At 46.0% G+C, this 12,458-nt stretch carries 12 protein-coding genes; 9 read left to right on the top strand and 3 right to left on the bottom strand.

Going from position 1 to position 12,458, the window contains the following annotated elements; translation table 11 throughout:
- Positions 1-5: 5 nt before the first annotated feature.
- The 6 genes from IDJ77_RS12905 to IDJ77_RS12880 all read left to right on the top strand — a co-directional run bounded on the left by IDJ77_RS12905 (position 6) and on the right by IDJ77_RS12880 (position 7,350).
- Positions 6-563, top strand: a complete 558-nt coding sequence (locus IDJ77_RS12905) for a DNA-3-methyladenine glycosylase I (protein WP_191189377.1) — start codon at positions 6-8, stop codon at positions 561-563.
- A 183-nt stretch (positions 564-746) separates the two neighbouring features.
- Positions 747-3,557 carry a DNA polymerase I gene (polA, locus tag IDJ77_RS12900; RefSeq protein ID WP_191189376.1) on the top strand — a complete coding sequence of 937 codons (2,811 nt, stop codon included), beginning with the start codon at positions 747-749 and terminating at the stop codon, positions 3,555-3,557.
- Positions 3,558-3,688: 131 nt separating this feature from the next.
- Positions 3,689-3,844, top strand: coding sequence for a hypothetical protein (locus IDJ77_RS12895; RefSeq protein ID WP_191189375.1), 156 nt, complete (start codon positions 3,689-3,691; stop codon positions 3,842-3,844).
- Positions 3,845-3,908: 64 nt separating this feature from the next.
- Entirely contained in the window at positions 3,909-4,460 is a 552-nt protein-coding gene (locus tag IDJ77_RS12890; RefSeq protein WP_191189374.1) for a Uma2 family endonuclease, read from the top strand.
- A 206-nt stretch (positions 4,461-4,666) separates the two neighbouring features.
- Entirely contained in the window at positions 4,667-6,091 is a 1,425-nt protein-coding gene (locus IDJ77_RS12885; RefSeq protein WP_191189373.1) for a glycogen synthase, read from the top strand.
- Positions 6,088-7,350, top strand: coding sequence for a glucose-1-phosphate adenylyltransferase (locus tag IDJ77_RS12880; RefSeq protein WP_191189372.1), 1,263 nt, complete (start codon positions 6,088-6,090; stop codon positions 7,348-7,350). Before IDJ77_RS12885 ends, IDJ77_RS12880 begins: the two co-directional genes overlap by 4 nt.
- Positions 7,351-7,402: 52 nt before the next feature.
- Here IDJ77_RS12880 and IDJ77_RS12875 read toward each other — a convergent pair whose 3' ends face one another.
- The 3 genes from IDJ77_RS12875 to IDJ77_RS12865 form a co-directional block, all read right to left on the bottom strand.
- On the bottom strand, positions 7,403-8,083 hold the full coding sequence (locus IDJ77_RS12875; protein WP_191189371.1) for a metal-dependent hydrolase: 681 nt from the start codon (positions 8,081-8,083) through the stop codon (positions 7,403-7,405).
- 92 nt (positions 8,084-8,175) lie between these two features.
- Complete coding sequence (locus IDJ77_RS12870; protein ID WP_133235214.1) at positions 8,176-8,481, bottom strand: YbaB/EbfC family nucleoid-associated protein; 306 nt, start codon at positions 8,479-8,481, stop codon at positions 8,176-8,178.
- 152 nt (positions 8,482-8,633) lie between these two features.
- On the bottom strand, positions 8,634-9,839 hold the full coding sequence (locus tag IDJ77_RS12865) for a serine hydrolase domain-containing protein (RefSeq protein WP_191189370.1): 1,206 nt from the start codon (positions 9,837-9,839) through the stop codon (positions 8,634-8,636).
- 214 nt (positions 9,840-10,053) lie between these two features.
- On the opposite strand from IDJ77_RS12865, the gene IDJ77_RS12860 reads away from it, so the two are divergent.
- Genes IDJ77_RS12860 through IDJ77_RS12850 form a run of 3 tightly spaced genes read left to right on the top strand, consistent with a single transcriptional unit; the run spans position 10,054 to position 12,407 of the window.
- Positions 10,054-11,076, top strand: coding sequence for a tetratricopeptide repeat protein (locus tag IDJ77_RS12860; protein WP_191189369.1), 1,023 nt, complete (start codon positions 10,054-10,056; stop codon positions 11,074-11,076).
- 3 nt (positions 11,077-11,079) lie between these two features.
- Positions 11,080-12,096, top strand: a complete 1,017-nt coding sequence (locus IDJ77_RS12855; RefSeq protein ID WP_191189368.1) for a tetratricopeptide repeat protein — start codon at positions 11,080-11,082, stop codon at positions 12,094-12,096.
- The gene (locus tag IDJ77_RS12850; RefSeq protein ID WP_191189367.1) at positions 12,096-12,407 is read left to right on the top strand and encodes a hypothetical protein; all 312 of its coding nucleotides are present in this window, start codon (positions 12,096-12,098) and stop codon (positions 12,405-12,407) included. The genes IDJ77_RS12855 and IDJ77_RS12850 overlap by 1 nt, the downstream gene beginning before the upstream one ends.
- Positions 12,408-12,458: the final 51 nt, after the last annotated feature.

Genomic DNA, 12,458 nt, shown 5'->3' with positions numbered 1-12,458 from the left:
GCTACATGACAATCGACTTACACCGCTGCAGCTGGTGCGGAACCGACCCTCTTTACATGGAATACCACGATAAAGAATGGGGAAAAACCACACACGATGACAAGATACTCTTCGAATTCCTCACCCTCGAAGCGGCCCAGGCCGGTTTAAGCTGGATAACTATTTTGCGCAGGCGCGAGAATTACCGCAAGGCCTTCGCAGATTTTGATGTGCACAAAGTAGCGGCTTTTACCGTTGCTGATAAAGAACGCCTGATGAACGATGCAGGTATCATCCGCAACAAGCTAAAAATAACCGCTGCTATCCGCAACGCGCAGCTTTTTATAGATGTGCAAAAGGAGTTCGGCTCGTTTAATAATTACCTGTACAGTTTTATGCCGGATGGAAAGCCTATCGACAACCATCTTAAAAACGGCCCGCAAGCCACCTCGCCCGAATCTGACGCAATAAGCAAGGACATGAAAAAACGCGGCTTTAACTTTTTTGGCAGCACAATTTGCTACGCGCACATGCAAGCCACCGGCATGGTGAACGATCATACGATGGAATGTAGTTTTAGATGATTACACCGATTATTATGGGATTACATCGATTGGAGGAGGATTACACCGATTAAAAAATGATTGTTTAGATTTTGGCTGGAGGGAAACATTAATTGTATTTTTGAAAACACACATCGGCAACCAATCTGTGAAATCATTTTTAATCAGTGTAATCACAATCAATAATCGGTGTAATCAAATATTATGAAGAAGCTTTTTCTATTGGATGGCATGGCCCTTATTTACCGGGCGCATTTTGCATTAAGTAAATCGCCGCGCTTTACGTCGGGCGGCTTAAATACCTCTGCCGTAATGGGCTTTACCAATACCCTGCTGGATGTATTGAAGAAGGAAAAACCCACCCATATGGCCGTGGTTTTTGATACCGATGCCCCAACCGAACGCCACGTAGAATATGAAAAATACAAGGCCCACCGCGAAAGCATGCCCGAGGACCTGAGCAAGGCCCTTCCCTATATATTTAAGGTAGTACTTGGATTCAACATCCCGCTCATCACATCTGATGGTTACGAAGCAGATGATATCATAGGTACTCTCGCCAAAAAAGCCGAGCAGAAGGGCTTCCAGGTTTACTGTATGACACCCGATAAAGATTTCGCGCAGCTGGTATCAGAAAATATCCGCATCTACAAACCGGCCCGTATGGGTAACGACATGGAGATATTGGGCGTAAAGGAAGTGCTCGCCAAATGGGAAATAGAGCGCCCCGAACAAGTGATAGATATACTTGGCCTCTGGGGCGATGCGGTAGACGGCATTCCCGGCATCCCGGGCGTTGGCGAAAAAACCGCAAAGACACTTATCAAACAATACGGCTCAGTTGAAGAGATCATAGCCCACAGTCACGAACTGAAAGGCAAGCTGCGCGAGAATGTGGAAGCGTTTGCAGAGCAGGGACTGATGTCGAAACGTTTGGCTACCATCAACCTGAACTCTCCTGTTGAACTGGACGAGGCCGGACTGGAAATGTGCGCCCCAAGCAAAGACTTATTAGAACCGCTTTTTGCCGAACTGGAGTTCCGTACCCTTGGTCGTCGCGTTTTTGGCGATGACTTCAGCATTACCGAAACCCGCGCCGTATCGGTACAAACCGACCTGTTTGGCGAGCCGGTCGCCGGTGCCCGCACCACGCTAACCGTAGAGACGCAAGATATTTACGAAGCGCCTAACCAGCCAGAGGTAAAAAACATTAACACCGTACCCCACGAGTATATCCTGGCCGACACCCTCGAAAAACGTGCCGAACTGATCAGGATCCTGAGCGAACAAAAAACTTTTTGTTTTGATACCGAAACCACCGGCACCGATGCTAACCAGTGCGAACTGGTGGGACTGTCCTTCGCGATAAAACACAACCATGGCTGGTATGTGCCGGTACCTGCAGATGAGCAGGAAATCATGAAAATAGTAGCTGAATTTAAGCCGGTTTTTGAGGATGAGAAAATTGGCAAAACAGGGCAGAACCTGAAGTTTGATATCCTGATGCTGAAGTGGTACAACGTGGAGATGAAGGGCGACCTTTTTGATACCATGATGGCCCATTACGTGATAGACCCGGATACCCGCCACGGGATGGATATCCTGTCGGAAAATTACCTGAATTACAAACCGGTATCCATTACCGAGCTCATCGGCCCCAAGGGTAAAAACCAGGGCAATATGCGCGATGTGGAGATAGAAAAAATAAAAGATTACGCCGCCGAAGATGCCGATGTTACGCTACAGCTGAAAACCATCTTCGAGCCGAAGATAAAAGAAGTAGGTGCCGAAAACCTGCTGCACCAGATAGAGAATCCGCTGATATATGTACTGGCTGATGTGGAGCATGAAGGCGTACGAATAGACCATGAAACCCTGAAGGAATTCAGTAAAGAACTGGAAGTTGATATTGCCAAGCTGGAGAAAGTAGTTTTTGAAAAAGCCGGCGTAAGGTTTAACATCGCATCGCCAAAACAACTGGGCGAGGTGCTTTTTGAAAAACTCCTGCTTGACCCTAAAGCCAAAAAAACAAAAACCGGCCAATACCAAACCGGCGAGGATGTGCTGTTATCCCTTGCTGCCAAAAGCGATATTGTTAGGGATATCCTGGATTTCCGCCAGCTGCAAAAGTTGAAGTCTACCTATGTAGATGCTTTACCAACCATGGTGAATGCCAAAACCGGGCGTATCCATACCAGCTATAACCAGGCGGTGGCAGCAACCGGGCGTTTAAGCTCCAACAACCCCAACCTGCAAAATATCCCTATCCGCACCGAGCGGGGCAGGGAGGTAAGGAAAGCCTTTATCCCGCGCGATGAGAATCACGTAATTGTATCTGCGGATTATTCGCAGATAGAACTGCGCATTATCGCCGAGATCAGCAAAGACCCTAACATGCGCCAGGCCTTTGTTGATAATATTGATATCCACACGGCCACGGCAGCCAAAGTGTATGGTATCGGTTTGGATGAGGTAGACAGCACCCAGCGCCGCAATGCCAAGGCGGTGAATTTTGGTATTATTTACGGCCAATCGGCATTTGGGCTTTCGCAGAATTTAGGCATCCCGAGGAAGGAAGCTGCCGAGATCATCGAAAACTACTTTGCCCAATACCCGGGCATCAAGCAATACATGGCCGATACCATGAACTTCGCCCGCGAAAATGGCTACGTAACCACCCTGATGGGCCGCCGCCGTTACCTGCGCGATATCAACTCTGCCAACCAAACCGTACGCGGCTTTGCCGAACGAAATGCCATTAACGCCCCTATCCAGGGTTCGGCTGCGGATATGATCAAAATAGCCATGATCAACATTCACCGAGAGTTTAAGGCCCTAAAGCTGGATGCCCGCATGACCATGCAGGTGCATGATGAGTTGGTTTTTGATGTACCGCATTACGAAGTGGAAATTGTGAAGCCCATCATTTTAGAGAACATGAAGAACGCCATTAAAACCGAAGTACCTATTATGGTAGAAATTGGCACGGGGGTGAATTGGCTGGAAGCGCATTGATAGGATAATTTGCTTTAGGATAGTAGTGGAAACCCCGGAATGAAGCGCCGCTTCTATCAGCGGCGCGAAATAAGGAGTTGTAACAGATATAGCCCGGCCCGCTGGTAAGCGGGAACGCCCAAAGTAAACCCATGGAAGAAATAGCAAGCAATAATTCAGATTGGTTTGACGAATTAAGCGAATTGCAACAACAAGATATTTTGGAGGGAATTGCCGAAGCGGACAGAGGCGAGGTATTTCTGCACGCTGAGGTTGTGAAAATTTTCGAAAAGTGGGGATTAAAATAATTCCCCCATAATGGTTTAATTATTGCAATCGTTATATTTGTGTAAAGCGCTTTGTTAAAAGGTTATGGATGAAAAGCATAAATATCAACAGGTAATACCAGAGATACCGCGTACAGCGGTAGATATTTACCGCATGTTGCCGGAAGGTACGCGCTGTGAAGTGATTTTTAACGAATTGATTATGTCGCCAGCACCATCCCGGGAACATCAGCTTCTTGTAATTAAACTTACTTCTTTGCTATTTCAGTTTTTGCAGGATAACCCGGTTGGAACGTTATTAAGTGCGCCTTTTGATGTTTATATCGGAGAGCAGCAATCTGTGGTTCAGCCTGATCTGTTCGTGGTTTTAAATGATGAAAAGGAAATCATGCAAACAAATGGTGTTCATGGTGCGCCCGCGCTGATCATCGCAATCCTTTCTTCGAATCGCGCATACGACACCAAACGCAAGCGTGCCTTATACGAGAAAGCAGGGGTTAAGGAATACTTCATGATAGACCCTGAAAACAAAAACACAACCCTGCTTACGCTTGATGCATCCGGCGTTTACCAGCAAACTTACGAGCAAACCGGCGTACTAAAATCGGCGCTGCTTGCCTGCGATATTTCTTTTTAAGCAGGCATTTTTAAAAACGCCATCCCCCCAATATAGCTTCATTATCAAAATCGCAACAAAGGCGTTCGTCTATTTCAGATAAATACCGAAATGGTAATCAACAGCGTGTTTTAATTAAATAATAACACCATTTCAAACACATTTTTCAAATTATATGTTTGTTCTTTTGAGGAAATGTTTAGTACCTTAACCAAACATAATCCCGAATGAGAATCTTCCACCTGAGTGCCGAATGCTATCCTGTTGCCAAAGTTGGCGGGCTTGCAGATGTTGTTGGTGCATTGCCTAAGTATCAAAACCAGGCAGGGCAAAACGCAGCTGTAGTAATGCCCTTTTACAACCGAAAGTTTGTTCACGAAAACACTTTTGACATGGTTTTCCAGGGCACCACGCTATTGGGCACCCGCCGGATCTATTTTGAGGTACTAAAAGAAACCACCGATAAGCTGGGCTTCGAGCTTTTTTTAATAAAGATACCGGGCTTGCTGGATAGGGAAAACATTTACAGTTACCCCGATGAGCAGGACCAGTTCATGGCCTTCCAGATCTGCTTTTTGGATTGGATAAACTGGAGCGGCCAAACACCCGACCTGGTACATTGCCACGATCATCACTCGGGCTTGGTGCCATTTATGATGTACCACTCGGCTTTATATACCCGGCTGGCACACATCCCCACCATATTTACTATCCACAACGGGCAATACCACGGTGCTTTTGGCTGGGAACGGTTAAACCTGTTACCCGAAATTGACTTTTATAAAACCGGCCTGCTGGACTGGAACGGCGGCATCAACCCGCTTGCATCGGCTGTAAAATGCTGCTGGCGGTTTACCACGGTATCGCCCAATTACTTAAGAGAGTTATCCATCAACTCCAACGGGCTGGAGTACCTTTTCTATGTAGAGAGACATAAAGGCTACGGCATCATCAATGGCATAGATACCGAGGTTTGGGATGCCAATGCCGATCCGATGGTGCCTAACAAATTCACCGCTGCCACGGTAAATAAGGGCAAGCAAAAGAATAAAGAATTACTGTGTACACGATTCCATCTTTCGGCTGATAAACCGCTTATTGTGTTCATTGGCCGTTTAGTTGTAGAAAAAGGTGCCGATGTACTGCCCGCAGCCATCGAGCGCAGCATACAGCGGCATGGCGATAATGTTAACTTTTTGATACTGGGCACCGGCGATACCGTAACCGAAATGGCCCTGCAAAAGCTGAAAGATCTTTACCCGCAAAACTGTAACGTATTTATCGGGTACGATGAATCGCTGGCGCATTTGATATACGCCGGGGCAGATTTCCTGCTGATGCCATCGCGCGTGGAGCCTTGCGGCTTAAACCAATTGTATGCCATCCGTTACGGTACTATCCCGGTGGTACGTACCACGGGTGGCCTGGCCGATACTGTAATTGATTTTGGCGATGAAGATGGCTACGGCATCCGATTTAATAATGTTAGTGTGGATGATATCAGCAATTCGATAACCCGCGCTGTTGAATTATACAGCGACGCTAAAAAAATGCTTTTACTGCGTAAGCGCATGATGGGCCTCGATTTTTCGTGGTACCGGTCGGCAAAAGAATATATTGACCTTTACGAAAGTTTAACTCCTACGATATGACATCAAAAGTAATCAGCATTGTACTTGGCGGCGGCCAGGGTAGCCGTTTAGCACCGCTAACCCAAACACGTTCGAAACCGGCAGTGCCTATTGCTGGCAAATACCGATTGGTTGACATCCCCATCTCCAACTGTTTACACTCGGGTATCGACAGGATATTCGTGTTAACACAGTTTAACTCGGCATCGTTAAACAAGCACATCAAAAACACCTACCACTTCAGTACGTTCAGTACCGCTTTTGTGGATATTTTGGCTGCCGAGCAAACCCCTACCAGCGCCGGTTGGTTCCAGGGGACAGCAGATGCGGTTAGGCAAAGCCTGCATCATTTGGGCGTACACGATTTTGAGTACGTGCTTATCCTCTCGGGCGATCAGCTGTATCAGATGGATTTTGATGAAATGATAAAACAGCACATCGAGAAAAAGGCGGATATCTCTATCGCTACCATCCCGGTGCATGTGAATGATGTTCCCGGTTTCGGCATCCTGAAAACGGATGACGAGAACCTGATCACCTCGTTCATAGAAAAACCAAAAACAGGTTTCGAGAACTGGGTATCGGAAGTTAGCCCCGAGATGAAAGCCCAGGGCAGGATTTACCTCGCTTCAATGGGCATTTACATCTTCAACCGTAAACTTTTATACGACCTTTTAGAAGGTAACGACCATACCGATTTTGGTAAAGAAATTATCCCGCAATCGATAGAGGGCCATAAGGTAGTAAGCTATCAGTACGAAGGGTACTGGACAGATATTGGTACCATCCCATCTTTCTTCGACGCCAACTTGGGCCTTACAGATGATATCCCGCAGTTTAACCTGTTCGATAAAAACCACATCTACACCCGTGCGCGCATGTTGCCGCCTACCAAAATATCGGGCACCCATTTGGATAGATCGATCATTGCTGATGGCTGTATCATCAACGCGAGCTTAATAACTCGTTCTATCGTTGGTATCCGTACCCGTATCGGGCTTTACACCACCATAGATAGCTGCTACATTATGGGTAGCGATAATTACCAAACACTGGATGAAATAGCCGCCGCCAAAGCAAACGGCGAACCAATTATGGGTATAGGCGACAGGTGTACCCTGCGAAACGCGATCATAGATAAGAATACCTACATCGGCGATGATGTGAAGATCAACTGCGGGGGCAATTTACCTGATGGAGATTTCCCAACCTATACCGTTGTTGATGGTATTGTTATCGTGAAGAAACGCGCGATTATCCCGGCCGGAACAGTGATCTAAGCAAACAGTATGATAAAAGAACGGCCCCGAAAATTTCGGGGCCGTTTTGGTTTTACAGATCTAAGCTTTCGCCTATGGCAGGCAACTTAAGGTTAAGCCCTGCTTTAATAAATTTCTCTTTAACTTCTTCCTTATCTATCTTAATAACCGGGAACGAATCGTAATGGATGCCGATAATGTTTTTACAGTTGATGAATGCTGCTGCTTTTATGGCATCATCCGCACCCATGGTGTAGTTATCGCCAATAGGTAAAAACGCCCAGTCGAGGTTTTCATCCTCCAGCAGTTTCATATCGTAGGTAAGCGCGGTATCGCCGGCGAAGTAGATCTTCTTTCCTTCCGAGGATATCAGAAACCCTGCGGGGTTTCCGCCGTTGCTGCCATCAGGCAAAGCGCTGGAGTGTACCGCGTTCACCATCTTCACCCGGCCAAACTCGAAGTTGAAGCCGCCGCCGATGTTCATGCCGTGTACATTATCAATATCCTGCTTACCAAGCCAGCCAGCAATTTCGGCAATGCAAATAACTTTTGCACCGCTTTGTTTTTGCACCTGTACCAGGTCGGCAACATGGTCGCCGTGCCCGTGCGATACCAGGATGTAATCGGGTTTAAGGCTTGCAACATCAACAATGCCTTTGGCCAGATCGTTATAGGTGATAAACGGATCGAATAATAATTTTTTTCCGGCAGCCTCCAGCTCAATGGTCGACTGGCCTAAATAGGTAACTTTCATAAGCGATCAAATTAAGTGCTCAAATTACAAAATAACCGGGTAGATGTTTAAACGTGCAACCTATTTAACGGTAATATTACATACCCGCAATACTATTTGCCAAATAAGCCTCCCATGCCGCCAAACATAGCGCTGGTCATGGCAGCCATTTCACTTTGGCTTACGTTGTCGGCCTGCTCCATGGCTTTGTTGATGGCAATAACCAACAGCTCCTCCAGTTCCTCTTTATCAGCTTCCTTCAAAAAAGCCTCATCAATAGTCACCGATTGAACCACCTTATTACCATTAGCCTGCACGGTTATTTTACCACCTTCGGCAGTGCCGGTTACACTGATCGCGTCCAGCCTTTGCTTTACTTCACCAGCCTTTTGCTGGGCTTCCATTAGTTTATCGAACATATGTTTTTGATGTGCGGATTTCAGATTTCAGATGTGCAGATGAATTGCAAATCTGAAATCGGCATCCAATTAAACTTATCTGTTATTATTTTTGTATTTCCTATTTGAAATTCCTCATTTGCATATCTGCACACCTGAAATCTGCACATCCATTAGTCCTCCTCCGTATCACCGGCACCATTGTAGGCACCTTTGCGCACTACGGGCATACCGGTCATTTTATACAGATCGTCCAGGTGCAGCAGGCTGCCATTTACCATATTCCCTAACAAAACAATGGTTACATCGTTTTTCAAATCGCGCAAATAAATATGGCGGAAACCGTGCCACCATCCGGTATGGTAAACCACATCCTGCCCCGGCGCTTCAAATATACGCCAGCCGTAGCCATAACTAAAATGGCCACGCACCATTGGGTTGCGCGGTGTGTAGGCCGAATCCTGAGTGGCGGGTTTTATCAAACGCCCGGCCCTAAGCGCCTGGTCGAAAATGTACAGATCGCCAACGGTGCTGTAAATACCTTTATCGCCAACCGGACCATCTAAAAAATTCTGCGCTACTGAGTACCGCCAGCTGTTACGATCGTGCCCTACTACATCAACGGGTATTTTATCATAAACCGCTTTAGAATATACTGCGGTATGCGTCATCCCGGCAGGCTTGAAAATATTCTCCATCATATAATCGGCATAACTTTTACCGGTAATTTTTTCTATGATGGCACCAAGCACCATAAAGTTGGAGTTGTTGTAGTGGAATTTTTTATCGGGAGCTATATAGCGCGCGGGTTTATACTGGGCTATCATGGCCATAGCGCCGGCGTTGGTTAACCCTTTCTTTTGGTCGCGGTGCTCGGCGCGGTAAATGCCATCTACAAAATACACGTAGTTCATCATGCCCGAACGGTGCGTAAGCAGCAGGCGGATGGTAATTCCTTCGTAGGGAAAATCAGGAAAAAATTCTTTAACGTTCTGGTCGAGCTTGAGTTTGCCGCGTTCCCAAAGCTGCATAATGGCGGTACCGGTCATGGTTTTGGTTACCGATGCCAGTTCAAATTGCGAACCAATTTTCAGGCTGTCGCGGGTAAGGTGATTAGCCCAGCCCAGCGCGTTCTCGTAAATTATTTTACCTTTTTTGGCAACCAGTATATTGCCGTTAAAACCGCTAACCTTATGCAGGTGCTGCATAAATTCATCAATTTTTTTATCGGCGTCTTTGGGGTTATATTTTAGTAATCCGGTAGGATCAAAGGGCTTCATGGGGTCGGCAGCGGCGTTTTTTTTATCGGTCGGGCCAGACGAACAGGCGGAAAATAAGAACAAGGAAGCCGCACAGGCAGCTTTGAGCACAAAATTCATAGGTAAAAAATTCTTCTTTAAACGAAAGCGAAAATGAGAAATTATATAGAAGGTATAAGATAAAAGTTGAAATAATGTTTCAACATAATTAAAAACGGGTTAAATTATCCGCACGGACATCCATTTTCCCTTGTGCTTTATTTAAAAAAAAGTTTGTGGAATTGCCTCCCTTCTGGCATCTTATTGTTAATATTAACAATATAAACCTTACACAATGAAACCTCTTTACAAAACCTTACTACTGCTTGCTTTTATTACCACTTCGGGGACGGCTTATAGCCAGGGTACCGACAAGTTAAAAGAATTGGTAAAGCAAGGTGTTACCTTAAATGATGAGGGTAAATATGACGATGCCCTTGCCAAATACCGGGAAGCTTTAAAAATAGACCCCAACTTTTACAACGCCGTTTACGAAACGGCGTACACCCTGCAAGCGCAGGGTAAACCGCTTGATGCCATCCCTTACCTGGAGAGCGCCATTAAACTTAAGCCCGAAAGCGGCGACGCCTATAACATGATAGGCAATATTTACGATGACAATAAACAACCCGATAAGGCACTGGAATACTATAAAAGTGGAATAGCCGCCGCGCCCGACTACCAGCGCCTGTACTTTAATATCGCTATTACTTATTATGGCCAAAAGCAATATGCCGATGCCGAAGCTAATGCCATAACAGCTATTAAGCTTGACCCTAAACATGCAAGCAGCCAACGCGTATTTGCCATGGCTGCTAACCGCCAAAATAAATTGGGCCAATCGTTATTAGGCTGGTGCAATTTCTTATTGATAGAGCCGCAAACAAAACGTTCGCCAGAAGCCATCGCCTATGTTAAAGCCATCATTAATAATGGGGTGAAGAAAACCGGAGAAAAAAGTGTAACCATAACCATCAATGAAAAAGACCTTAGTTCATCCAACTTGCTGATGCCATTGACGGTTACCAATGCCACATCCGACAAAAAAAATCTCAGTGCAACCGACTCACTAACTTTACAACTCACCGCGCTTTTTGAAATTGCACATGTTATTACCGGCGATAAAGACAACCCCTTCGTTGCCTCCTATTACTCGGATTTTTTTGAGAAGCTTGCAAAATCAGGCAATATGGCCGCATTTACACGTTATATAACCTTAAGCGCCTACAAGGACGAAAACCTTGCCTGGTTTAAAGAACACGACAAGGAATTAAACGAATTTGATGCCTGGTTGAAGGCAACCAAACGGGAATTTTAAAACATGCGGTTTTACTTTAAGATCATCCTTTTTATTTGTGCTTTGGGCCCCGGCTTTGATGCGCTGGCCCAAAGCGATAATAGCGTGGCCGGCCTCATCAAACAAGGCGTAGAGTTAAACAATCAAAAGAAATACACGGAAGCAGCTGACAGCTACAAAGCGGCTTTGACCCTTGAGCCAGAAAACGTACAGGCTAACTACCAGATGGCGTTCACGCTTTTTTCTGCCGGTAAAAACACGGAAGCCCTGCCATTTATAGAGAAAGCAACCACGGGCACCAACGCCAAATTTACGGCGGCGGCTTACAGCCTGATGGGTAGCATTTACCAGGGGACGGGGCAATTGCCGAACGCGGTTGCCGCTTATCAAAACGCTATTAAGGCCGACCCAGGCAACCAGCGCATCTATTACAATTTGGGGATTGCCTATTTTAAAGCGAAGCAATATGGCGAGGCCGAATATACATTTGCCAATGCCATGGCGCTGGATAGCAGCGATGCCGGCAGTACCCGAATGTACGCGCTATCCGCCTTCCATCAAAATAAGCGGGCCGAAGCAACCTTTGGCTTTTGCCGCTTCTTAATGCTGGAGCCCGCTACTACCCGTAGCGCCGAAGCTTATGGCAACTTACAGAATATTTTGGAGGGCGGTGTTTTAAAACCCGAGCCGGGTTATCGTGCATCACGTTTAGTCAGTTCCGCAGACCCCGGTAATAAAATATTAACAAAGGCACTTGCAGGTTTGGCGAACCGAAAATATGCTACGCCGGCTGATCTGATGGCAGCTCAACTTAAAGCGATCTTCAATTCAATTGGTGATATCCCTGTTGAAAAATATGCGTTTTGGCAATCATCGGCTACTTATTTTAAAGCGCTGGCATCAACGGATAACATGCCCGCCTTTGCCCGTTACATTAGCCAACGCGCTAAGCCGGAAAGTGTGAAATGGTTGAAAAACAACCCCGATAAACTAAGCGCGCTGCAAAGTTGGATGGCTACGCATAAACCTAAATTTTTATAATGAGGATACGCATAAGCGAAAGGGCGATTTCAATTTCATTGGTAGCACTTGCTATCCTGACGCTGTTGTTTGCATATGGCTATGTTAATAGCATGGTAAGTTACAAGTATGAAGTGCAGGATTTTCAGCAAGCAGGTAAAGAAGCATCGTTTGGATTAGATGCGCATCAGCTTTATATTCTGCACGGTATAACTTTTTGTAAATACGCGGCCATCAGTTGTTTCGCGCTATTGATACTGGGTTTAATAATAAACGAACGCGAACCGACCTTTAACGGGCGGATTTCTTATACAAGCAAAATCAGAGATTAACTCACCCCTCCCCTGTACCAAAAAGATTACTTCATCTCTTCGGCATACTCC

Origin of the sequence: Mucilaginibacter pankratovii (assembly GCF_014773265.1) — a bacterium.
Classification (GTDB): domain Bacteria; phylum Bacteroidota; class Bacteroidia; order Sphingobacteriales; family Sphingobacteriaceae; genus Mucilaginibacter; species Mucilaginibacter pankratovii.
This window is presented reverse-complemented; position numbering and strand designations above follow the sequence as displayed.

Bases quoted from the DNA above. Each gene is read 5' to 3' on its own strand.
- IDJ77_RS12905 (WP_191189377.1), top strand. From the start codon at position 6: ATGACAATCGACTTACACCGCTGCAGCTGGTGCGGAACCGACCCTCTT.
- polA (WP_191189376.1), top strand. From the start codon at position 747: ATGAAGAAGCTTTTTCTATTGGATGGCATGGCCCTTATTTACCGGGCG.
- IDJ77_RS12895 (WP_191189375.1), top strand. From the start codon at position 3,689: ATGGAAGAAATAGCAAGCAATAATTCAGATTGGTTTGACGAATTAAGC.
- IDJ77_RS12890 (WP_191189374.1), top strand. From the start codon at position 3,909: ATGGATGAAAAGCATAAATATCAACAGGTAATACCAGAGATACCGCGT.
- IDJ77_RS12885 (WP_191189373.1), top strand. From the start codon at position 4,667: ATGAGAATCTTCCACCTGAGTGCCGAATGCTATCCTGTTGCCAAAGTT.
- IDJ77_RS12880 (WP_191189372.1), top strand. From the start codon at position 6,088: ATGACATCAAAAGTAATCAGCATTGTACTTGGCGGCGGCCAGGGTAGC.
- IDJ77_RS12875 (WP_191189371.1), bottom strand. From the start codon at position 8,083: ATGAAAGTTACCTATTTAGGCCAGTCGACCATTGAGCTGGAGGCTGCC.
- IDJ77_RS12870 (WP_133235214.1), bottom strand. From the start codon at position 8,481: ATGTTCGATAAACTAATGGAAGCCCAGCAAAAGGCTGGTGAAGTAAAG.
- IDJ77_RS12865 (WP_191189370.1), bottom strand. From the start codon at position 9,839: ATGAATTTTGTGCTCAAAGCTGCCTGTGCGGCTTCCTTGTTCTTATTT.
- IDJ77_RS12860 (WP_191189369.1), top strand. From the start codon at position 10,054: ATGAAACCTCTTTACAAAACCTTACTACTGCTTGCTTTTATTACCACT.
- IDJ77_RS12855 (WP_191189368.1), top strand. From the start codon at position 11,080: ATGCGGTTTTACTTTAAGATCATCCTTTTTATTTGTGCTTTGGGCCCC.
- IDJ77_RS12850 (WP_191189367.1), top strand. From the start codon at position 12,096: ATGAGGATACGCATAAGCGAAAGGGCGATTTCAATTTCATTGGTAGCA.